Source organism: Nonomuraea sp. NPDC049695 (assembly GCF_040674955.1).
Classification (GTDB): Bacteria; Actinomycetota; Actinomycetes; order Streptosporangiales; family Streptosporangiaceae; genus Nonomuraea; species Nonomuraea helvata.
Map to the genome: position 1 here is coordinate 61,279 of NZ_JBFANV010000046.1, position 21,871 is coordinate 83,149.

Annotated in this window: 21 protein-coding genes; 12 read left to right on the forward strand and 9 right to left on the reverse strand. The window is 72.0% G+C overall.

Annotated elements, in window-relative coordinates; translation table 11 throughout:
- The first annotated feature begins 27 nt into the window (after positions 1-27).
- On the forward strand, positions 28-1,659 hold the full coding sequence (locus AB0J64_RS32950; RefSeq protein WP_364035595.1) for a serine/threonine-protein kinase: 1,632 nt from the start codon (positions 28-30) through the stop codon (positions 1,657-1,659).
- Between the two features lie 59 nt (positions 1,660-1,718).
- A complete protein-coding gene (locus AB0J64_RS32955) occupies positions 1,719-2,828 on the forward strand; it encodes a DUF5925 domain-containing protein (RefSeq protein ID WP_364035598.1) in 1,110 nt (369 codons plus the stop codon).
- A 10-nt stretch (positions 2,829-2,838) separates the two neighbouring features.
- On the opposite strand, the gene AB0J64_RS32960 is transcribed toward AB0J64_RS32955, so the two are convergent.
- Positions 2,839-4,167 carry an SWIM zinc finger family protein gene (locus AB0J64_RS32960; protein ID WP_364035601.1) on the reverse strand — a complete coding sequence of 443 codons (1,329 nt, stop codon included), beginning with the start codon at positions 4,165-4,167 and terminating at the stop codon, positions 2,839-2,841.
- 83 nt (positions 4,168-4,250) lie between these two features.
- Here AB0J64_RS32960 and AB0J64_RS32965 point away from each other — a divergent pair, with 83 nt between their 5' ends.
- The 4 genes from AB0J64_RS32965 (at position 4,251) to AB0J64_RS32980 (ending at position 9,170) form a co-directional block, all read left to right on the forward strand.
- Positions 4,251-5,300 carry a C39 family peptidase gene (locus AB0J64_RS32965; RefSeq protein WP_364035658.1) on the forward strand — a complete coding sequence of 350 codons (1,050 nt, stop codon included), beginning with the start codon at positions 4,251-4,253 and terminating at the stop codon, positions 5,298-5,300.
- 4 nt (positions 5,301-5,304) lie between these two features.
- Entirely contained in the window at positions 5,305-7,188 is a 1,884-nt protein-coding gene (locus AB0J64_RS32970; protein ID WP_364035604.1) for a prolyl oligopeptidase family serine peptidase, read from the forward strand.
- Positions 7,185-8,447, forward strand: a complete 1,263-nt coding sequence (locus tag AB0J64_RS32975; RefSeq protein WP_364035607.1) for a M20/M25/M40 family metallo-hydrolase — start codon at positions 7,185-7,187, stop codon at positions 8,445-8,447. Before AB0J64_RS32970 ends, AB0J64_RS32975 begins: the two co-directional genes overlap by 4 nt.
- Positions 8,448-8,567: 120 nt before the next feature.
- A complete protein-coding gene (locus AB0J64_RS32980; RefSeq protein WP_364035610.1) occupies positions 8,568-9,170 on the forward strand; it encodes a TIGR03086 family metal-binding protein in 603 nt (200 codons plus the stop codon).
- Between the two features lie 2 nt (positions 9,171-9,172).
- Here AB0J64_RS32980 and AB0J64_RS32985 read toward each other — a convergent pair whose 3' ends face one another.
- From AB0J64_RS32985 to AB0J64_RS32995, 3 genes are read right to left on the reverse strand one after another with little or no spacing between them, the layout of a single operon-like run.
- On the reverse strand, positions 9,173-9,916 hold the full coding sequence (locus AB0J64_RS32985) for a DUF427 domain-containing protein (RefSeq protein ID WP_364035613.1): 744 nt from the start codon (positions 9,914-9,916) through the stop codon (positions 9,173-9,175).
- Between the two features lie 55 nt (positions 9,917-9,971).
- On the reverse strand, positions 9,972-10,559 hold the full coding sequence (locus AB0J64_RS32990; RefSeq protein ID WP_364035616.1) for a hypothetical protein: 588 nt from the start codon (positions 10,557-10,559) through the stop codon (positions 9,972-9,974).
- A gap of 55 nt (positions 10,560-10,614) precedes the next feature.
- Positions 10,615-11,082: an adenylyltransferase/cytidyltransferase family protein gene (locus AB0J64_RS32995; protein WP_364035619.1), complete on the reverse strand. Its 468-nt coding sequence runs from the start codon at positions 11,080-11,082 to the stop codon at positions 10,615-10,617.
- A 173-nt stretch (positions 11,083-11,255) separates the two neighbouring features.
- Here AB0J64_RS32995 and AB0J64_RS33000 point away from each other — a divergent pair, with 173 nt between their 5' ends.
- Positions 11,256-11,699, forward strand: a complete 444-nt coding sequence (locus tag AB0J64_RS33000; RefSeq protein WP_364035622.1) for an ATP-binding protein — start codon at positions 11,256-11,258, stop codon at positions 11,697-11,699.
- A 19-nt stretch (positions 11,700-11,718) separates the two neighbouring features.
- Here AB0J64_RS33000 and AB0J64_RS33005 read toward each other — a convergent pair whose 3' ends face one another.
- Positions 11,719-12,693 carry a LuxR C-terminal-related transcriptional regulator gene (locus AB0J64_RS33005; protein ID WP_364035625.1) on the reverse strand — a complete coding sequence of 325 codons (975 nt, stop codon included), beginning with the start codon at positions 12,691-12,693 and terminating at the stop codon, positions 11,719-11,721.
- A 138-nt stretch (positions 12,694-12,831) separates the two neighbouring features.
- Between AB0J64_RS33005 and thrS the strand changes: the two genes are divergently transcribed.
- From thrS to AB0J64_RS33025, 4 genes are all read left to right on the forward strand, one after another.
- Positions 12,832-14,076, forward strand: coding sequence for a threonine--tRNA ligase (gene thrS, locus AB0J64_RS33010; protein ID WP_364035661.1), 1,245 nt, complete (start codon positions 12,832-12,834; stop codon positions 14,074-14,076).
- Positions 14,077-14,165: 89 nt separating this feature from the next.
- On the forward strand, positions 14,166-16,178 hold the full coding sequence (locus AB0J64_RS33015; RefSeq protein ID WP_364035628.1) for a TRAP transporter fused permease subunit: 2,013 nt from the start codon (positions 14,166-14,168) through the stop codon (positions 16,176-16,178).
- Complete coding sequence (locus AB0J64_RS33020; protein ID WP_364035631.1) at positions 16,175-17,125, forward strand: TAXI family TRAP transporter solute-binding subunit; 951 nt, start codon at positions 16,175-16,177, stop codon at positions 17,123-17,125. The genes AB0J64_RS33015 and AB0J64_RS33020 overlap by 4 nt, the downstream gene beginning before the upstream one ends.
- An 11-nt stretch (positions 17,126-17,136) precedes the next feature.
- Positions 17,137-17,676 carry a DUF1850 domain-containing protein gene (locus AB0J64_RS33025; protein WP_364035634.1) on the forward strand — a complete coding sequence of 180 codons (540 nt, stop codon included), beginning with the start codon at positions 17,137-17,139 and terminating at the stop codon, positions 17,674-17,676.
- On the opposite strand, the gene AB0J64_RS33030 is transcribed toward AB0J64_RS33025, so the two are convergent.
- Together AB0J64_RS33030 and AB0J64_RS33035 are read right to left on the reverse strand one after the other, a co-directional pair.
- Positions 17,571-18,542 (reverse strand): magnesium transporter CorA family protein, encoded by a 972-nt coding sequence (locus AB0J64_RS33030; RefSeq protein ID WP_364035637.1) that lies wholly within the window; start codon positions 18,540-18,542, stop codon positions 17,571-17,573. The genes AB0J64_RS33025 and AB0J64_RS33030 overlap by 106 nt on opposite strands.
- Positions 18,543-19,250 (reverse strand): DUF72 domain-containing protein, encoded by a 708-nt coding sequence (locus AB0J64_RS33035; protein WP_364035640.1) that lies wholly within the window; start codon positions 19,248-19,250, stop codon positions 18,543-18,545.
- Between the two features lie 72 nt (positions 19,251-19,322).
- Here AB0J64_RS33035 and AB0J64_RS33040 point away from each other — a divergent pair, with 72 nt between their 5' ends.
- Entirely contained in the window at positions 19,323-20,576 is a 1,254-nt protein-coding gene (locus AB0J64_RS33040) for a YibE/F family protein (RefSeq protein WP_364035643.1), read from the forward strand.
- A gap of 3 nt (positions 20,577-20,579) precedes the next feature.
- Here AB0J64_RS33040 and AB0J64_RS33045 read toward each other — a convergent pair whose 3' ends face one another.
- Positions 20,580-21,437 (reverse strand): NAD(+)/NADH kinase, encoded by an 858-nt coding sequence (locus tag AB0J64_RS33045; protein WP_364035646.1) that lies wholly within the window; start codon positions 21,435-21,437, stop codon positions 20,580-20,582.
- Between the two features lie 74 nt (positions 21,438-21,511).
- Positions 21,512-21,871 (reverse strand): enolase C-terminal domain-like protein (locus AB0J64_RS33050; RefSeq protein ID WP_364035649.1); only part of this gene is annotated, 360 nt, incomplete at its 5' end.

The following is a 21,871-nucleotide window of genomic DNA, read 5'->3' on the forward strand; positions in this document are numbered from 1 at the left end:
CGCATGAAGACCGGTAACGTATCGCCCATGGCGAGCCCCCTGGCACCAGACGATCCGGCGTCCCTGGGCGGCTATCGCTTGTCCGGCCGGCTCGGCGAGGGCGGGCAGGGCGTGGTCTACCTCGCCCACTCCCCGGAGGGCGAGCCGGTCGCGATCAAGCTGTTGAGCACGGGCGACCAGACGACGCGGGCCAGGCTGGCACGCGAGCTCGAGGCGCTGGAGAGCATCGCCTCCTTCTGCACGGCGCGGGTGCTCGCCGTCTCGGCCGACGGGCCGCGGCCGTTCGTCGTGAGCGAGTACGTGGACGGCCCCTCGCTGGCCGAGCGGGTGCGCGAGCGCGGCCCGCTGCGCGGCGGCGACCTCGAGCGCCTGGCGGTCGGCACGGCCACGGCGCTGGCCGCCATCCACGCGGCCGGGATCGTGCACCGCGACTTCAAGCCGGCCAACGTGCTGCTCGGCCCCGACGGACCCAGGGTGGTGGACTTCGGCATCGCCAGGGCGGAGGGGGCGGCCACGCTGACGTCGGGCCTGATCGGCACCCCCGCCTACCTGGCGCCCGAGCAGATCAGCGGGTCGCCGGCCGCGCCCGCCTCCGACGTGTTCGCCTGGGCCTCGTCGATGCTGTACGCGGCCACGGGCGCGAGCCCGTTCGGCGCGGACACCGTGCCCGCCGTGCTGCACCGGGTGCTGCACGCGGAGCCGGACCTGTCCGCGCTGCCGCCACGCCTGCGCGGGCTGATCGCGTCCTGCCTGGCCAAGGATCCCTCCCGCCGCCCCACGGCCCAGCAGCTCATGGTGTCCCTGGTCAACCCCCACGTCCCTGGGCCGGCTGGGATCCACGGCCCCGGGACTCCGCCGTTCCCTGGCAGCCCGCCGTCCGGCGACGACCCTCCCACGGGGCCGCACCCCGGGGCGGCGTACCAGACGGGGCCGCAGCCGGGTGCGGCGCAGCAGACTGGGCCGGGGTCCCGGGCGGCGGACACCCGTGGGACGGGGCGCGCCCGATCCCGGGGCCTGCTCATCGGCGTCTCGGCCGCGGTGGCGGTGATCCTGGCCGCGGCCGTCGCCACGACCCTCTATCTCAACCGCACCCCCACCCCGCCCTCGGGGGACGACGACCGCACCACCTCGGCCACGTCACCTCCGTCGGCCTCGGCCACCGCGCCCTCGTCAGCGCCCTCATCGGCGTCCCCGTCGGAGTCCTCGTCGGAGCCCTCGTCAGCGTCCCCCTCGGCGTCCGCGTCAGCGTCCGCCTCCTCGTCCGCCTCAGCGTCCCCGTCGGCGTCCGGCACGCCGACCGCCGGCCCCGGCAAGGACCTCAAGATCCCCGCCTCCTTCGCCGGTACGTGGTCGGGCCACACCACCAGTACGAACCCCATGGACGCGGACGGCGCCGAGAACACCGTGGTGCTGAAGCCGGGAGCGTCCACCGCGGCGTGGAGCGAGAAGGACCCGCAGGAGAGCTGCAGCGGGACGATCACGCTGACCAAGGTGGAGGAGAAGGAGCTGACGTTCTCGCTGGGAGCGAACGAGGGCGGCTGCATCGCGGGCACCATCTGGCTCGCCAAGAAGGGCGACACGCTCGCCTACACCTGGCGCGACGTCCCGGGCAACGACCTCGTCACCCAGACCGGCGACCTCCAGAAGAGCCAACCTTAGGGAGATTTTTCGGCTAAACCCTTCGACATGTGACGGCTCGAGGCTGGATCATTACCGTTATGTCCGTGATCAGGGAGGTGCCGTTCCCCACCCCGGAGTCCTCTGAGCTCCCGATGAACATCTGGATCGACGACGCCGATTCCGCCATCGACGTCATCGACGCCCTGGCGCTGTCGCCGTTCGCGACGGGCGCGCAGCCGTGGTCCCGCCTGGCCAATCTGGAGCGCGTACGCCCCGACGCCCCGCTGAGCCCCGCCGGCGGGCGCGTGCTGCGTACCGCGCGCGTCGAGGACGGGTCGGAGTCGCGGCTCATCTGCGGCGACGGCTGGACCCTGCGCGTCGTACGCCACCGCAACCGCACGGCCACCGTCAGCGTGACGGCCGTGAACGAGGAGCTGGCCAAGAGCGTGCTCGCGGAGAGCATCGAGGGCGCAGAAGAGGCCATGCCTGAGGTCGACCACGTCGAGATGGGCTTCTGGTGGCGCGGCATGCACGGCGGCACCCGCTCGGAGAAGCCGATCACGGCGCAACCTTGGGACGAGATCAGCAAGAACTACTCGGCCAAGGTCCGCCCGGCCCTCGACAGGCTCATGTCGATCACCCCTACCGACGTGAACGGCCGCCTCATCCTCCTGCACGGCGAGCCGGGCACCGGCAAGACCACGCTGCTGCGGGCGCTGGCCAAGCAGTGGCGCGACTGGTGTCAGGTGGACTGCGTGCTCGACCCCGAGCGCCTGTTCAACGAGCCCGGCTACCTGATGGAGGTGGCCGTCGGCTACGACTCCGACGAGGACACGCAGCGCTGGCGGCTGCTCGTCCTGGAGGACTGCGACGAACTGATCAGCTCGGGCGCCAAGGCCCAGGCGGGTCAGGGGCTCTCGCGGCTGCTCAACCTGACGGACGGCCTGCTCGGCCAGGGCCGCGACGTCCTGGTCGCGATCACCACCAACGAGGATCTCGCCCGCCTCCACCCCGCCGTCGTCCGCCCCGGGCGGTGCCTGGCGCAGGTCGAGGTGGGACCGCTGACCAAGGAGGAGGCCGTCACCTGGCTCGGCTCGTCGAAGGGGGTGAGCTCGTCGGGGGCGACGCTGGCGGAGCTGTACGCCCTGCGCGCGGGCCGCGAGCTCACCGCACAGCCGGGCGACGAGTCCACCGGCCTGTACCTCTGACCGCACCCCTTCACAGGGTCACGTCCACGGCGACGCGGGCGGCCATCCGGGCCGCCAGCACGTGCTTGCACGGTCCGCGCGACCCCCGGTGGTCGTACCACCACGGGCACGTGCACTCGCCCTCGGCGATGCGCACCCGCCGCACCCCGCCGTCCGTGGTCACCTCGGCGCTCTCCCCGGCCAGCCGCACGGCCCCCGAGTCCACCAGCGCGCGGGCGGCGGTCAGCCGGGGGTTGAGCTGGGCCACCTGCTCCTTGTCGTACGGCAGCTCGCGGTGGAAGTGCGCCGCCTCGTGCAGGTCGTAGCCGACCCGGCCGGCCGTGCCGAGCTGGGTGAGCGCGGCGCGCACCCGTTCGACGGGAAGGCCGGAGCGGTCGGCGAGCAGCCCGAGCTCGACCGTGGGCTCGAAGTTGAGCAGCATGCCCACCACGTCGGCGTCGCCGGCGGCCTCGTCGGTGGACAGGTCGGACAGCACGGCGCCCTCGCCGGAGAAGCCGCGCCACGGCTCCGGCGAGACCGCCAGGGTGTAGCGCATGCCGGGCAGCTCCAGCTCCCACGCGCTCGCGGTGGACGAACCATCGGCGGGGCCGTACACGCGCAGCGCCTTGGCGAACCTGAGCAGCGGCATCAGCGTGGCCACCCGCCCGGCGCCCGACAGGCAGACGCCGCCGCGCGCGGGGCCGCCGGACAGGCGCAGGTCGCGGCCCGAGGGGACGGCCCAGACGGTGGAGCGGGCGCCCTTGGGCAGGGAGCGCAGGAAGCGCACGGCCTGCGGGCCGCCCAGCTCGGCCCGCAGGTCGAACCCGGCGGCGATCACCTGCACCTCCGCGAACCCGCGCAGCCACCGCGACGGCAGCGGCACCTTCTTCTCCACGACCGCGCCGTCCAGCGTGGTGACCGTCAGCTCGTCGGGGCCGACGCCGAGGTGGAGCGGGTCCCGGCTGCCCACCCTGGCGAGGGACTCGCGCAGCGGGCCGTTGACGTCGACGTTGGTGGTGCCCCGGTCGAGCACGTCGCCGTCGAGCTCCAGCACGTCGAGCCGGGCGTAGACGCCGCCGCACGCCGAGAACGACTCGAACCGCAGCCGCCCGCCGTCGCAGGTCACCACCGGGTCGCGGGTCCAGCCGGGCCTGGGCTGGTGGTAGCGGGCGAGCGCCACGTCGGCGACGGCCAGCAGCCCGGCCGCGGCCGGGGCCGGCTGGGAGAGCAGCCCGCTGAAGAACCGGGGATGCGTGCGCGGCCCGGACAACGCCGTGCCGCCGGAGGTCGAGAGGGCGAGCCTGCCGCCGTCGAGCACGGAGGGGCCCGCGTAGGCGTACGCCTGTATCGCGTGAGTCATGACCCGAACCATAGAGATCATCACCGACACAATCCGGCTGGTACGTAAACCATCCGATGTGCGACATGGAGTGCGGAAGCAGAATGTGGCTGGTGCTCACCGTCGATCTGGCCCGCGTCGCCTTTGCCCGCTTCGCCGTGTCCGCGGGTGATTCGTGGAGCAGTGATGAGCGCCGGATCGGGTTCCCCGCCACCCAGCTCGTGGCCTCGTGGACCGCGCGCACCCCGCCGGGCTCCTGGATCGAGGTGGCGCTGCGGGCCAGGACCGAGCCGGGCGATCTCACCAAGTGGTACGTCATGGGCCGCTGGTCCGAGCACGGCGATCCGCGCACGTCCGTCCCCGGCCAGGGCGACGAGAACGGCGACGTGGCGGTGGACACGTTCGTGGCCCGGCGGCCGGTGGTGTCGTACCAGGTGCGGGTGGCCGCCCACGGCCCGGGTGCCCGAGTGACGGGGCTGGGCGTGATGGCCTCGGCCGTGCCGCAACGTCCTGTGGTGCCCAGCGCGCCCGGCGCGGCGGGGCCGGTGGAGCTGGCGGTGCCCCGGCACTCCCAGCACGCGCACGCCGGGCACCACCTGCGGTGGGACGGCGGGGGCGTCAACTGGTGCAGCCCGACCTCGGTGGCCATGGTGCTCGGCTACTGGGGCCGCGGCCCCGTGCCCGCCGAGCTGGCCTGGGTGGGGGACGGCGACCCGGCGCCCATGGTGGACCACGCGGCCATGGGCACGTACGACACGAGCTATCTGGGCACCGGCAACTGGCCGTTCAACGTGGCGTACGCGGGGCGGTACGGGCTGGCCGGATTCGTGACGCGGCTGCGGTCGGCGGTGGAGCTGGAGGCGTTCGTACGCTCCGGGATCCCGGTGATCACCTCGCAGTCGTTCAAGGCGCACGAGCTGCCCGGCTCCTGCTACTCCACCGACGGCCACATCCTGGTCGTCACCGGCTTCACGGCCGAGGGCGACGTCATCGTGAACGACCCCGCCGCACCCGACGACGCCACGGTTCGGAGGGTCTATCCGCGGGCAGCGTTCGAGAACGTGTGGTTGAGGAGCTCGGGCACCGGGGGCATCGCGTACATCCTCCACCCGCCCGAGCATCCCCTTCCTCCTTGTACCGACGGCAATTGGTGAGTTGATGAGCATTCGACCGATCGACGTGGCCCGTACCGACGGCGGCCCGCTCTGGGTGGAGGCGGTGGCCACGCCCTCCGGTGTGGAGGTCTGGTGGGACGAGCCGCGCCCGCACGAGGGCGGGCGGCGCTGCGTGGTGCGCCGCCTCCCGGACGGCACCCGCACGGACGCGCTGCCGCAGGGCTGGAACGCGCGCAACCGGGTGATCGAGTACGGCGGCCGCTCCTGGCGCCCGCTGCCGGGCGGCGGCCTGGTCTTCACCAACTGGGCGGACCAGCGCCTCTACCGCCTCGACGCCCCCGCCCCGGCCGCGCCCCTGCCCGGCGTGCCGGTGCCGCTCACCCCGGAGGGACCGGCACGCTACGCGGACCTGTACCTCCCGCCCGGCCGCGACGAGGTGTGGGCCGTACGCGAGACCGACGACGTGCGCGACCTGGTGGCGGTGCCCCTCGACGGCGGCCCCGTCAAGGTGATCGTCGAGGCCCAGCACTTCCTCATGAACCCCCGCCTGTCCCCCGACGGCCGCCACGTCGCCTGGATCGGGTGGGACCACCCGAACATGCCCTGGGACGGCACCGAGCTCTGCGTGGCCCCCTTGCGGGAGGACGGCACGGCGGGTGAGTACCGGGTGGTCGCCGGAGGCCCCGAGGAGTCGGTCGCGCAGGCCGAGTGGCGCGACGGCACCAGTCTGTACGCGGTGACCGACCCCACCGGCTGGTGGAACGTCCACCTCGTCCACCTCGACGGCTCCCCCGCCAGGAACCTCACCCCGATGGAGCTGGAGTTCGGCTCGGCGGCGTGGAAGCCCGGCATGACGTACCTGGCCATCGCGGACACGGGCGAGCTGGCCGTCGTGTACGGCACCCCGGACCACCGCCGCCTGGGCGTGCTGGACCCGGAGACCGGCGGCCTGCGGGAGATCGGCGGCCCGGCCACCTACTGGTCGTCCACCGTGTCGGTCGCGGGCGGCAAGGTGGCGGGCGTGGGGGCGACCCCGTACACGCCGCTGGAAGTGACCCTCGTCGACCTCGAGGAGGGCGGCGCGTGGGAGATCGTGTCGGCCCGCAAGCCGCTCCCGGACCGCGACCTGCTCCCCACTCCCGAGGCCGTGACGGTCGAGGGCGTGCACGCGCACCTCTACCCGCCGGTCGGCGCGCAGGGCCCCGGCCCGTACGTGATCTTCGTGCACGGCGGCCCCACCGGCAGCCACCCGGTCGTGCTCGACCTGGAGATCGCCTACTTCACCAGCAGGGGCATCGGCGTGGCCGTGGTCAACTACGGCGGGTCGACGGGGTACGGCCGGGCCTACCGCGAGCGGCTGCGCCACCAGTGGGGCGTCGTGGACGTGCAGGACTGCGCCAAGGTGGCCAGGGGCCTGGTCGAGCTGGGCCGCGCCGACGCCGCCAAGCTCGCGATCCGCGGCGGCAGCGCCGGGGGCTGGACCACGGTGGCGGCGCTCGTGCACAGTGACGTGTTCGCGGGCGGGGTCGCGCACTACGCGATCACCGACCCGGAGAGCTGGGCCGCCGAGACGCACGACTTCGAGTCGCGGTACCTGGACGGGCTGGTGGGCCCGCTGCCCGAGACGCGGGAGCGCTACACCGAGCGCTCGCCGCTCCTGAACGCCTACCGCACCTCGGGCCCGTGCCTCATGCTGCACGGCCTGGAGGACGCGATCGTGGACGTGAGCCAGGCCGAGCGGTTCACCGCCGAGCTGGACAAACATGGCAAGGAGTGGGCCCTGCTCACCTACCCCGGCGAGCAGCACGGCTGGCGCAGGGAGGAGACTATCGTCGCGGTGCTGGAGGCCGAGCTGGCCTTCTACGGGCTGATCTTCGGGATGGAGACGCCTGAGGTGCCGCCGCTGACACTGAAGGGGAGAGCGTGAAGAGCGTCGCCGAGATCTGCTCGGATCTGATCAGGTTCGACACCACCAACCCGGGCTCGGGCGAGCGCCCGGCCGCCGAGTACGTGGCCACGCTGCTGGCGGACGCGGGCATCGAGCCGGTGGTGTTCGAGTCGGCGCCGGGGCGGACCACCGTCGTGGCCAGGATCGACGGCGACTCCCCCGACGCGCTGCTGGTCCACGGCCACCTGGACGTGGTGCCCGCCGACCCGGCCGAGTGGCGGATGCACCCGTTCTCCGGCGAGATCACCGACGGCTGCGTGTACGGGCGGGGCGCGGTCGACATGAAGGGCTCGTGCGCGATGACGCTCGCGACCGTGCTCGACCTGGCGGCCCGCGGCGTACGCCCGAAGCGTGACCTGGTGCTGGCGTTCCTGGCGGACGAGGAGGCGACGGGCGACTACGGCTCGCGGCACGCGGTCACCGCGCACCGGGCGCTGTTCGACGGCGTCACGGAGGCGATCAGCGAGTCGGGCGGCTTCAGCGTGGCCTCCGGTGGGCACCGGGTCTATCCGATCGCGGTCGGCGAGCGCGGCACCGCCTGGATGAAGCTCACCGCACACGGCGTGGCGGGCCACGGCTCGCGGCCCCCCGTGGACAACCCGGTCGCCACGCTGGTGCACGCGCTGTCGCGGCTGGCCTCCCACCAGTGGCCGGTACGCCTGACGCCGTCGGTCGCGGCGCTCATCCGGAGCCTGTCCGAGATCACCGGCCGGCCGATCGACCTCGACCGCCTGGACGAGGAGGCGGCCCGGCTCGGCCCGCTGGGCAGCCTGTTCAAGAGCCAGATCCGCAACTCGGCGAACCCGACGATGCTGGACGCCGGTTACAAGGTGAACGTGGTGCCCTCGACGGCCGAGGCGCACGTGGACGGGCGCTACATGCCGGGGACGCAGGAGGAGTTCCTGGAGACGATCGACGCGCTGCTCGGCCCGAAGATCACCCGCGAGTTCGTCAACCTGGAGGACGCGCCCGACGCGCCGTACCCCTCGGAGTTCTTCGACACGCTGGCGGGCGCGCTGGTGGCCGAGGACCCGCTCGCCCGGCCGGTGCCGTACGTGATGGCCGGCGGCACCGACGCGAAGTCCTTCGCCAGGATCGGCATCAAGGGGTACGGTTTCGCGCCCCTGATGCTCCGGCCCGACCTGGACTACTTCGGGATGTTCCACGGCAAGGACGAGCGGGTGCCGGTGGAGGGCCTGGAGTTCGGCACCCGGGTCCTCGCCCGTCTCTTCATCTGACCGTGCGGTGAGCGGGCGGGAGGCTTCCGCGCCTTCCGCCGGCGTCCGCCGCGTCAAAAAGTAGTGGAACAAACTATTCCGTTCTGCTAGACTGAGGGCATAACGGAAAGGGGCTCACCGATGAGCGACTACACCACCAGCGGCTGGGACGTACTGGACGCCGCGCACGAGGCGCTGCGCCGGGTCGTCGGCGCCGTTCCCGCGACCGCCTGGCACCTCCCGACGCCCTGCTCGGCCTGGGACGTCACGCAGGTGCTCCAGCACGCGGCCGGCGACCAGATCGGCTTCGCCGCCGCGCTCACCGGTGAGCCCGGCCCCGCGTTCAACCCGTTCGAGCCCTCGGGCGAGCTGGCGGGCGACCCTGCGGCGTTCACGGAGGACGCGCTGGCACGCTCGGCCAGGGCGTGGGCCGGCGTCGACCGGGGCGCCCTGGAGGTGCCGACGCCGGTGCCGCCGCACAAGATGTCGCCGTGGTCCGGCTCGGCGGCGTGCGCGCTCGACGCGGCCGTGCACGCCTGGGACATCGCGGTCGCCACGGGCCAGGCGTCGCCGCTGACGCCTGACCTGGCCCGGCCGCTGCTGAAGGTGGCGCGGGAGATCGTCGAGCCGCTGCGCGCCTGGGGCGCGTACGCCGCCGTGCTGGAGCCGGAGCCGGGCGACGACGACGTGGCGGTGCTCCTGCGCTACCTCGGGCGCGACCCCCGCTGGACCCCCTCCTCCTGAGCTCAGGCGAACTTGGACTTCGGGCGCTCCTGGAGCTCGCCGTCCAGGTAGATGTCGAGCTTCTCGTTGTAGAACGCGATCAGCCCGGCGACCTTCTCGCTCTCCGGCAGCGGCGTCCGATAGGACCAGGCCAGGTCCTTCTCGCCGTTGACCGTCCAGTATTCCGCCGTGCCCTTGTACGGGCAGTGCGTCACCGTGTCCGTGTGCTCCAGCAGGTCGAGCCGCACGTCCGTCTTCGGCAGGTAGTAGCGGGCGGGCAGGCCCGTCTCGAAGAGGATGCGCGGGCTGCGGGAGTCGGCCACGGTGACGCCGCCCACCTCCACCCGCACGTGCCGCGAGCTCGCCAGGATGTCGACCCTGGTGTACGGGTCACGCGGGTGGACGTAGACCTCCTCGTCCTCCTCGAACCAGGCGTCCATGGCGTCCCACTCGAAACGGACGTGGTCGCGGATCTGCTCCAGCGGCGAGTCGCGGTAGACCAGCGCCGCGTCCGCCGCCTCGGCCGTGCCCGAGGTGACGGTGTGCACCAGGCCGTCGCCCCTGCTCGGTGAGTGACCGGTGGCGCCGGTGGCCTTGAGCGCGGACTCGTCCACGTCTGCCAGCGGGAAATAGTAGGTGGGGTAGTACGGGACCTCCCACACCAGGAGAGCGGAGGTGGTGTCGGCCACCACCCGGCCGCCGAGATAAGCCCTCACACGCTTGGCCGTGCGCTCGACGCGCACCCGGCCGCGGTTCGTGACGTCCATGTTCGCGGCAACCCCGGGAGCGCCACCGCTATTCCGGCCGGCCCGAGCACGGGGATCAGCCCACACCGAACGCGGCCAGCGTCCCCCATGTCGTCAGCGTCCCCGCCACCGCCCCCACGACCACCTGGGGCCAGGTGTGGTGCGTCAGACGTACTCTCGCCCAGCACACCAGCGCCACGACGGCGGCCCCGGCCGGCGCGGTCGGCCAGGCGGGCAGCACGTGGGCGAGCACCACGACCGTGCCCGCGGAGACGGCGGCGTGGAAGGAGATCTTCCAGCGCAGCGTGACGGGAACGGTCACGGCCAGCGCGGCCAGCATCGCGGTCACGGTGGCGACGAGCAGCGTCGGCGCGCCCATCACGACCAGCAGCGCCAGCGCCACCAGGACGGCCGCCACCGCGGCGAGCAGCGGGCCGGTGCGGCGGGCGCGGTCCACGATGTGGTGCGAGTCGAGGCGGCCCGACCGCACGCCCAGCGCGATCACCGCCGCCGGCACGCCACCGCAGAACGCCGAGGCCACCAGCCCCCACGCGGCCCCGCCCCACCCCTCGGCGATGAGGCCGACGACCGGAGGCATGACGATCACCAGCACCTGCGGTGCCAGGAGGTTCGTCACGCGTCTCGCCAGCAGATCGGCCGTCATGTCAGGAGAGATTACGCGATCATGGCCTTCCGTCCGCTCAGAATCCAGGCCGTTCTCAGCCCTTGCTCGCCGCGTTCACGATCCGGGTCGTGGACCGGCCGGGGATGGAGGCCATCTCCCAGCACTCGCTCCCCAGGATGGCGGCCGCGGCGGCGCGGGCACCCGCGTGCGGGTCGCCCGCCGTGTGAGCGAGCGCTCCCGGACGCATGGGCACCAGCAGGTCGATGTAGTCCTCCGGCCCGTGCGCCTCGGGCGGCCCCGTCACGATGAACACGCCGCTCACGAACCGGAGCGCGGCCAGCACCTCGGCCCGCTCCTCCGCGGGGTTGAGCGGGCGGCTCGGCCCCTTCCACGCCCGCACCCGGGGATCGTCCTCGACGCCGACGACGAGCGGCAGCCCTCGTTCGGCCACGGCCCGCAGGTAGCGCACGTGGCCGACGTGCAGGATGTCGAAGACGCCGGTCACGACCGCGGCCCCCGGCCGGTCGTACGGTTGAACCCACACGGCCTCGAGGCTGCTCACGCGACCTCCCACGCTCTCCCCCACGGTCTGGACGACTCGTCGATCGCAGCGTACTCGGTCGGCATCCCCTGTCGCGCAGGCGGCCGCCAGCAAGGCCTTTCCTACCTTTTCGCGGTAGCCTCCGGCGCACCGCCGGCGCGTCTCACAACGTCGCCGATTTGGGGGAGGTCGCCGTGGCACCGCCGGACTTTCATCGCCTCGACGGGAACGGCTCCGGGGATCTGGTGGCGAGGCTGCCGGGCGTTCCGTCGCAGGTTTCCAGGGCCAGGGGGCTCGTGACCGCCGTGCTCGGCCGCGACCATCCCCTGTACGACGACGTGGCGCTGCTCACCAGCGAGCTGGCCACGAACGCGATCCTGCACACCAGGTCCGGGTCGGGCGGCTCGTTCACGGTGACCGTGACCAGTTCGGAGACGGCGGTGCGGGTGCTCGTGTCGGACGCCGGGTCGGACGGGCCGCCGTGCGTGTGCCGTACGAGCACGCAGTCCACCAGTGGGCGGGGCCTGCCGCTGATCGAGGCGCTCAGCCACCGCTGGGGCTTCACGCGGGAGGACGGCACGACGACGGTCTGGTTCGAGCTGCTGCACGCCCGCGTGCCCGCCGGCGTGGCCGTCTAGCGGCCCGGCCTGCCGGGGGCTAGACGTCGAGGCGGCACAGGCCCTCGGCGAGGGCCTTGGTGGTGAGGCGGGTACGGCTGTCGCAGCCGAGCTTGGCGAAGATGTGCTCCAGGTGCGTCGTCACCGTGCGGACGCTGAGCACGAGCGCGGCGGCGATCTGCGGGTTGGAGTCGCCGGCCGCCACCCGGGTGAGCACGTCCACCTCCCGCCCCGTGAGGTCGTACGGCAGCAGGCAGGGCCGCTCGGCCACGATGGCGCCCTGCAGCGCCCCCTGGAACCCGACACCGGCCCTGATCAGCCGTAACTCGTGCCAGCGCCCGGCGCGGTCGGGCCAGAGCCCGTGCCTGTTCAGCTCCCGCGAGTCGATGAACGCCCGGGCGAACGCGGCCATCGCCGGGTCCTCCCACAGCACGGCCGACGTCTCGTGCCCGGGGACCTCGCGCCGGGTCCCCACCCGGTCGAACGCGACCGCCCGGAAGTCGGGCGGCAGCCCCACCGGGTCGATCACGCATCTGGTCAGGTCGGTGACGTGCGCCAGCATCGGGCTCACCGCCGCGAGCAGCTCCCCCGTGATCCGCGGGAAGAAGGCGTCCTTCGTGGCCAGGTGCAGCAGCCCCGTGTAGCGGCCCTCGCTCAGGAACAGCGGCGCCGTCAGCCCGGCCTGCCACCCGTAGGGGGCGAGGTGGCGCCGGAAATAGCGCTCGGTGTCCGGCTCGGGCATGCGCACCGGGGCGCGGGTGGCCCGGGCCCTGCGGTACGCGTCGAGTCCGGCGTACTCCTCGGCCGCGTCGCGATCGATGCGCCGGTGGCCGTCCGAGACGACGCTGTGGTGGCGCCCCGTGGCCGGATCGAAGGCGACGAACTCGTACGCGTCGACGGGGACCACCCGGCGCAGCGCCGCCATCGCCCCCTGCGCGCCGCCACCGCCCGCGACCTGATAGCCCACCTCGGCGAACGCCTGCAGCTGGCAGACGTCCAGGGTGATCTCGGCCACCCGGCTTTTATACCATTTGCCAAACCTTGAGGTCTTCTTGAAGCTTTTTTTCATGAGCTCGCGGACGTATCCGGATGCTACGGTGAGATCCATGCAGCGCGCCTTCGTCACGACGACGCCGGACACCGTCCCGGCGCGCTGAATCCATGCTTCCCGGGCGGACGCCCGGGAGTCTGGTCGTTCGCCCTTTCCACGAAAAGGACGATCATGAACGACCACCGCAGGCTCGGCCGCGAGCTGGCCATCTTCGACACCGACCCGATGATCGGCTCCGGCCTCCCCTACTACCTCCCCGCGGGCGCAGCCGTGCGCAAGGCCGTCGAGGACTACGTCCACGAGCTCGAACGCCGCAACGGCTACCAGCACGTCAACTCGCCCGTGCTCGGCAAACGCGAGCTGTACGAAAGATCGGGCCACTGGGCGCACTACGCGGAGGACATGTTCCCGCCCATGAACGTGGGCGGGGAGGAGTTCGTGCTGCGCCCCAGCCTGTGCCCGCACCACGCGCTCATCTACCGCTCGCGCGGGCGCAGCCGCCGCGAGCTGCCCCTGCGCCTGGCCGAGCTGGGCGGGCAGTACCGCTCCGAGCTGTCCGGCGTCCTGGGCGGCCTGACCAGGGTGCGGGCCATCCAGCTCAACGACGGCCACGTGTTCTGCGCGCCCGAGCAGGCCGCCGCCGAGGTGGCGAGCGCCCTCGACCTGGTCGAGGCCGCACACGCCCAGCTCGGCATCCGGGCCGCCCGCTACCGGCTGTCGCTGCGCGGCGACGGCGACAAGTACGTGGACGACCCGGGCCTGTGGGCGCGCTCCGAGGCGATCCTGCGCGACGTGCTGAACGAGCGCGGCCGCGACTTCGACGAGGAACGCGGCGAGGGCGCCTTCTACGGCCCCAAGATCGACATCCAGATCGTGGACCCGGCGGGCCGCGAGACCAGCCTGTCGACCGTCCAGGTGGACTTCTTCCAGCCGGAGCGCTTCGACCTGCGCCACTCCGGGGGCGGGCGCCCCGTCATGGTGCACCGCAGTGTCGTCGGCAGCATCGAGCGCCTGCTCGCGCACCTCATCGAGGTCCATGGGGGCGCGTTCCCCGCCTGGCTGGCGCCCGTGCAGGCCGTGGTGCTGCCGCTGTCGGACGCCGAGCTGCCCGCCGCCGAGGACCTGCTGCGCCGCTGCGTGGCCGCCGGGCTGCGGGCGGAGCTGGCGCCCGCCGACCGGGGCAGCCTCGGGGCCAGGATCAGGGCGCACCGGCTGGTGCCGTACCAGCTGGTCGTGGGGGCGCGCGAGGCGGCGAGCGGCGGCGCGGCGGTACGGCTGCGCGACGGCAGCCAGGCGGGTGACGTGCCCGTGGAGCGGCTCGCCAAGGAATCGCGACCGTTGTTCTGAAACTCGGAAATCGAAAAGGTAACGGAGTCTTCCCCCAGCGTCTGAACGACTCGTAAAGTCCGCTGCAACGCCGTGTCGGGGAGGACGATTTGACCGAGCTGAGCGCCCGCGAGGCCGAGCTGGTTTCCGCTCACGAACAGGAACGCCCGGCGCGGGAGCTCAGCGGAGGTCTTCGGCTCGGCGTGTGGATCGTGGGCGGATTACTGTCGGCCTATTCGCTGGTGGTGGTGTTCTGGCCGATCGAGGCGATCCAACACCGGATGACGTTCCTGGCGGCGGCGCTGCCGCTGGTCTTCCTCTGCTACCGGTCGGGCGTGCCGCCGCTGGTGCGGCGCCTGCTCAGGCGCGGCACCGGCACCGCGGCCGAGCAACCGGCCGCGGGCGAGCAACCGGCCGCGGCCGAGCGGCCCGCCGTTGCGGAGCGGCCGAGCGTGGCCGACTGGGTGCTGGCCGCCGTCGCGCTGGCCGTGCTGGTCTACCCGCTCTTCGACTTCGAGGCGTTCCGCGAGCGGGGCTCCGGCGCGGCGCTCACCAGCGTGGACATCGTGGCCGGCCTCGCGCTGACGGTGCTGCTCCTGGAGGCGGTACGGCGCACCGTCGGCTGGTCCCTGACCATCATCTGCGTAATTTTCCTGATTTATGCCTATTACGGCTCCTATTTGCCCATTAACTGGACGATCGGCCACCGAGGGTTCGACCTCGAGCAGATCGTGTCGCAGCTCTACACCGGCACCGAAGGCTTCTTCGGCGTCCCCATGCAGGTCGCCGCCAGCTACATCATCCTTTTCACGATTTACGGCGCGGTACTCGACTACTCGGGCGCGAGCCGGTTCTTCATCGACCTGAGCTTCGCCGCCTTCCGCAAGTCCCGCGCCGCCCCCGGCCGTACCGTCACCACGGCCGGATTCCTGCTCGGCACCGTGTCGGGATCGGGCGTGGCCACCACGGTCAGCCTGGGCAGCGTCGCCTGGCCGGTGCTGCGCCGGGCGGGCTACCCGAAGGAGCCGGCGGGCGGCATCCTCGCGGCCGGCGGCATCGGCGCCATCCTGTCGCCGCCCACGCTGGGCGCGGCGGCGTTCATCATCGCCGAATACCTCCAGGTCAGCTACCTCCAGGTGCTCCTGTACGCGACGATCCCCACGATCCTGTACTACCTCGGCATCTTCCTGGCCATCGAGATCGACTCGCGCCGCTTCAGCACGCACGCCGTCGAGGTGGACACCCCCAAGGCGGGCCGCCTGCTGCTGCGCTTCGGCTACCACTTCAGCTCGCTCATCCTCATCATCGTGCTGATGGCGCTGGACAGGTCGGCGTTCCAGGCGGTGGTCATCGCCACCGGCATCGCGTTCGCGCTGTCGTTCCTCGACCCGGAGCACCGGATGGGGCCGAAGCGCGTCGCGCAGGCGCTGGCCAAGGGCGCCCTCGAAGTGCTGCCGGTGACGGCGGTGTGCGCGGCGGCCGGGATCATCGTCGGCATCATCACGCAGACCGGCCTCGGGCTGAACCTCGCCGACATCATCGTGGACCTCGCCGCCGGCAACCTGATCCTGACGACGGTCCTGTCCGGCGTCGCGGTCATGCTGCTGGGCCTGGCCGTGCCGGTGACCGCCAGCTTCATCATCGCCGCGGTGATCATCGGCCCCGCGCTCTTCGCCCTCGGCGTCACGAAGGCCGAGGCCTACATGTTCGTCTTCTATTACGCGGTGCTGTCGGAGGTGAGCCCGCCCACGGCGCTGTCCGCGGTGGCGGCGGCCGCGATCACCGGCGGCAACACGTACCGGACAATGATGATGACCTGGCGGTACACCCTGCCCGCGTTCCTGGTGCCGTTCGCCTTCGTGCTGACGCCGAACGGGCAGGCGCTGCTCGGCCAGGGGCCGATCGGCACCGTGCTGCTGATGACCGCCGTCTCGGCGATCGCCGTGGCGGCCCTGGCCATGGCAACCGGCGGCCTCACCGGCCGGCCGGAACGGGTGCTCGCGGCGGTGGCCGCGGTGCTGCTGCTGTTCCTCGAACCCGTCCCCATCATCGCCGGCCTGGCCGTCCTGGCCGTGGCCGCGGCCGTGCACCTCGTCAGAAGAAGGAGAAGGAACCCAGCGTGAAGCGGATCTTCGCGATACTCGCAGCGACCGTGCTGACCGCGGCGGGCTGCGGCGGCGGTGGCGCGGGCGGCTCGGGCAACCGCCTGTCGATCGCCACCGGCGGCACGACGGGCGTCTACTACGTGTACGGCGGCGGCCTGGCCAAGCAGTTGTCGGCCAACATCGCCAACACCCAGGCCACCGCGTCGGTCACGTCGGCGTCCGTCGAGAACATCAAGCTGCTCGCCTCCGGCAAGGCCGACATCGGCTTCGCCCAGGCCGACACCGCGGCCGACGCGGTCAACGGCAAGGACACGTTCACCTCGAAGCAGCCCGTCAAGGCCATCGCCCGCCTGTACGACAACTACGCGCATCTCGTGGTCGCGCCCGGCGTCAGCGCGACCAAGGTCGCCGACCTGAAGGGCAAGCGCGTCTCGCTCGGCCCGGCCAACTCCGGGACCCAGGTCGTGGCCAGGCGCATCCTGCAGTCGGCCGGGATCAACCCGGACACCGACATCACCAAGCAGCAGTTGTCGATCACCGAGGCGGTGCAGGCCGTCAAGGACGGCACCATCGACGCGTTCGTCTGGGTCGGCGGCCTGCCCACGGCGGGCATCACCGACCTGGCCACCAGCAAGCCGAACATCAAGATCCTCGACACCGGCGACGTGCTGGCGAAGATGCAGTCCACGTACGGCCAGCAGTACTCCGGGCACGACGTGGACCTGTCGTCCGTCTACAAGCTGTCCGGCACGATCAAGACCGTCGTCATCCCGAACGTGCTGCTGGTGCCCTCCGAGATGAGCGACCAGCTCGCCTACGACATCACCAGGACCCTGTTCGAGAAGAAGGCCGAATTGTCGGCCGTGCACCCGGAGGCCAAGAAGCTCGACGTCAAGCTGGCCCAGGAGGTCGCGCCGGTCCAGCTGCACCCCGGCGCGGCCCGCTACTACAAGGAAAAGGGCTGACGAGACTGCTGGTGGCGCTCGCGGCGGTGGCGGCACTCTGCTCCGGCGCCGGTGCCGGGCGCCTCACCGTGAACGGCCTGCCCGTCGTGTCCGGCTCCTTCTCGATCCTGTACGTGCATTCGGTCTACAAGGCGCCCTCCGCGGAGGTGTTCACCGTGGAGGGGCGTCGTTTCACCATGCGGGCGGTCGTGTCGGCCGACGAGAGCGTCCTCGACTACTACGCGCTCGACGGGACGCGCACGCGCACCCCGGACGGCGCGTGGGTGCTGCGGCTGGCCACGCCCGCCACGTACGAGGAGCTGTCGCTGCTCACCACCTCGATCGGCCGCAGGACTCTCGCCTCGGGCGGCCGCTGCCTGCACCTCTATCCCGCCTCCGGCGCGGCGCGGGTGCGGCTGGACGTGGAAACGCGGCTGGACGTCAGGAGCGAGCCCTGCGGGCCTGCCTACAGCCAGTCCTTCTTCTTGAAGACCGTGTACAGCCACACGGACGCGGCGGCCGTCAGGATCAGGGACGCCCAGAAGCCCCACTGCTGGCCCTCGCCCGGGTAGGGAACGTTCTGCCCGTAGAAGCCGGTGATCGCGGTGGGCACGGCGATGATCGCGGCCCAGCCCGTGAGCCGCTTCATGATCTCGTTCAGCCGGAAGCCCTGCTCGGACAGGCGGGTCTCGCGGATGTTGGCCAGCATGTCGCGGATGGACTCCACCCATTCGGCCACGCGCAGCACGTGGTCGTAGACGTCCTCGTAGTACGGGATCATCACGGGGTCATGGATGAGGTCCTGGTCGCGGCGGAGCAGGGAGCCGACCACCTCGCGCATCGGCATCGAGACCTTGCGCAGCCTGGCGGTGTCCTTGCGCAGCTCGTACATCCTGCGCTGCAGCGCCCTGGGGTCGCGCACGCCGCCCTCTTCGAACAGCGACTCCTCCAGCGCCTCCGCCTGCGAGTCGAGGTCCTGCACCAGGTCGAGCTGGCTGTCCACCACGTAGTCGAGCAGGCCGTGCAGGAGGAACGACACGCCGTGCTCGGCCAGGCGGGCGGCGGCGTCCCAGCGCCTGACCACCGCGCCGATGTCGAAGTGCTCGTTCTCGCGCACGGTGACCAGGGCGTTGGCGGTGACGAAGACGTTCACCTCGACCGGGTCGAGCCGGTCGTGGTCGAAGTGCACGCCATAGACCGTGACGAACAAATGGTTGTCGTAAATATCGACCTTCGGCCGCTGATGGTCGGTAAGCACGTCCTCGAGCGCCAGCTCGTGCAGCCCCAGCTCCTCGCCGATCACGCCGAGGTCGGCGGGCGACGGACGGCACAGGTCGAACCAGACCGTGTTGTGGGGGTCGCCCACGTAGTCGGAGACCTCCTCGACCGGGAACCCTTCCTTCTCGAGGACGCCGTTCCTGTACAGACGCGTGTGCACCTAAAAGAGTCTGGCAAACCTTCGCGCGTCCCGCACTGCCGCCCCCTCAGGATCGTTGTTGAAATAGACGTACACGTCCGGCCAGTCCGCCTCGTGCAGGCGTTTCGCCCAGGTCTTCAGCGCGGTGTCGCCGTACGACCAGTGGGCCGGTCCTTCGTGCAGGCGCACGTAGCCCCACTCGGCCGTGCGCCACAGCGGGTTCTGCGGCTTGCCCAGCCGGTCCGCCCAGCACAGGGCGGCCTCGTGCGCGAGGAGGATCTCCCGGATCTCCTCCGTCCACCAGGACTCGTGCCGCGGCTCCACGGCCACCCGCACGCCGGCGGGGAAGCAGCGCAGGCACCGGTCGAGCCTGTCCGGGTCGGCCTTCAGCGTCGGCGGGAGCTGCAGCAGAATGGGCCCGAGCTTGTCCTTCAGCTCCGACGCGCGGCTCATCAGCCGCTCCACCGGCTCCTCGGGATCGGCCAGCCGCTTGATGTGGGTGAGGAACCTGCTGGCCTTGACCGCCATCACGAACCCGTCGGGCGTGCGGTCCCGCCACGCCGCGAACGTCTCGGGGCTCGGCAGCCGGTAGAACGCGTTGTTGCTCTCGACGGTCGGGAACTCCTCGGCGTACATCTCCAGCCAGAGCCGCTGCGGCACGCCCTCCGGATAGAACAGCCCGCGCCAGTGCCTGTACTGCCATCCCGAGGTGCCCACCAGCCACGACATGCCCTACGCCTACCCAGGAGGACGCCGTGCAGTACTGTCGTCCCCCGAGGAGTCGCCGAGGAGGACGTTGACTTGGGCGCCGATCACGCGCATCATCCCCCCAGCTCCCGGCGGACGGTGGTGGCCGGCCTCGCCGTGCTGGTGCCGCTGGCGGTCGTCACGCTGGCGGCCCTGCTGTGGCTCTGGCCGGACGGCCGGACCGACACCGGCGCCACGCCGTCCGGCGTGCAGCGCGTCACCGGGACGGTCACCGGCGTCCAGCTCGGGCGCTGCCCCGCCGCCACGGAAGGCGCGCCCCAGCCCGACCCCGCCACCTGCGGCAACGCCGTCGTCCGGGCCGACGGCGGTGAGGTCGTGACGCTCCGGCTGCCCAGCGGGCCCGGCGCGCAGCGCTTCGCCGCGGGCGACGACGTGATCCTGCTGCGCGACGCGGACGGCAAGTACCAGATCTCCGACCACGACCGGACGGCGCCGCTGTGGCTGTTCGGGGCGGCGTTCGCGCTGGCGGTCATCGCCTTCGGCCGCTGGCGCGGGGTGACGGCGCTGGTCGGGCTGGCGGTCACGTTCGTGCTGCTGCTGACGTTCGTCATCCCCGGCATCCTGGAGGGCGAGCCGCCCCTGCTGGTCGCCATCGTGGGGGCGGCGGCGATCATGCTGACCGTGCTCTACCTCACGCACGGCTTCTCCCTGGCCACGTCCATGGCCGTGCTGGGCACGCTGGCCAGCCTGACGCTCACGGGCCTGCTGTCGTACGGGGCGCTGGGGTTCGCCCGGCTCAACGGCATCACCGACGACAGCGCGCTCGTGCTCGACATGAGCCTGAAGATCGACACGCAGGGGCTGCTGCTGGCGAGCATCATCATCGGGGCGCTGGGGGTGCTCGACGACGTCACGGTCACACAGGCGGTGACGGTGGCCGAGCTGGCCCACGCCAACCCGTCGTACGGCTTCGCCCGCCTCTACCGGGCGGCCGGGCGCATCGGGCGGGCGCACATCGCGTCGGTCATCAACACGATCATCCTGGCGTACGCCGGGGCGTCGCTCCCCCTGCTGCTGCTGTTCAGCATCGGGCAGCAGCCCTTGGGCGAGGTGCTGACGACGCCGGTCATCGCCCAGGAGATCGTCCGCAGCATCGTCGGCACGCTGGGCCTCATCGCCGCCGTCCCGATCACCACGGCGCTGGCGGCCCTGACGGCCTCCCGCCACCACCCGGAGGAGGAGCCCGCCGAGGAGCCGGAGCCCCACAACGGCTTCTTCACGCCGCGCCAGGACTCTTTCACGCCGCCGGAGCGTCCTGCCCGGCACCGGCGGCGTGCCCGCACCTAGGGATCAGTAGGCCTCGATGCTGCCGTCCACCCGCAGCTTGCGGCGGGCCCGCTCATAGAACGTGGTGCCCAGCCGGACGACCTTCGCCGCCCCCGGCCACGCGGCCACCGTGACCGTGTCACCGGGGCACAGATGCGCCACCACGGCCCCGTCGACCTCCACGGCCAGCCGCCCGCTGGTGGGCAGCACCTCCAGCGTCACGTCCTCGTCGGCCGGCAGCACCAGCGCCCGGTTGAAGGCCGAATGCGCGGCGGCCGGCACCACCAGCACCGCCTCCACCCGGGGCGAGACGATGGGCCCGCCGGCGGAGAAGCTGTAGGCGGTCGAGCCGGTGGACGTGGCCACGATCACCGCGTCGGCGGCGAAGCGCACGAAGTCGCTGCCTGCCGGGGTGACGGAGATCGCCGCCAGCCCCTCGCCCGGGATCCGGACGAGCGCGATGTCGTTGAAGGCGGTCACGTCCTTGCCGTTGATCCGGCTCCTGATCGCCATGCGCGACTCGACCGTGTAGCGGTGGCCGTCGATGGCGGACAGCGTGTCGGCCAGCTCGTCCACGTCGATCTCGGCCAGGAACCCGAGCTTGCCGAGGTTCACCCCGAGGATGGGGGTGGGCCGCCCGGCCAGCAGCCGCATGGTCCGCAGCATCGTCCCGTCGCCCCCGAGCCCGACCAGCAGATCGGCCCGCTCGACGAGGGTGTCGGCGTCGACGGGCACGGCGGTGCAGTCGATGCGCCCGACCTCCTCGGGCAGCCCGAGCACGGTGACCCCCTTCTCACCGGCCCAGCGCAGGATGGTGTCTATCGCCTTCTTGGAGTCGCGCTGAGGATGCAGCACCAACCCGACCGTCCCGACCATGCCCATGAGGCCAACATTAGGCGAAGTGCCCGAGTGGCCGTCACGGGGCGGGACTCGAGGAGCCCCGCCCGGTGCCGGGGTCAGCGGATGAGGCAGGGGCGTTTCGGGTCGAACGTCCAGCCCTTCACCAGGTACTGCATGGCCACGGCGTCGTCGCGGGCGCCGAGTCCGTGGCGCAGGTAGAGCTCGTGGGCCTCGGCCAGCGCCGCACGGTCGAGCTCGACGCCGAGCCCTGGAGTGTCCGGCACGTCGATCGCGCCGTCCGTGATCTGGAACGGCCGGGTCGTGAGCGCCTGGCCGTCCTGCCAGATCCAGTGCGTGTCGAGCGCCGTGATCTCGCCGGGGGCGGCCCGTCGGCGCCAGGCAGCGTGTGCACCATCAAGTTCTCCCCTTATCAGACGGTCTGTCAGACGATGTTGAGCTCGGGCCTGGCACCGGCC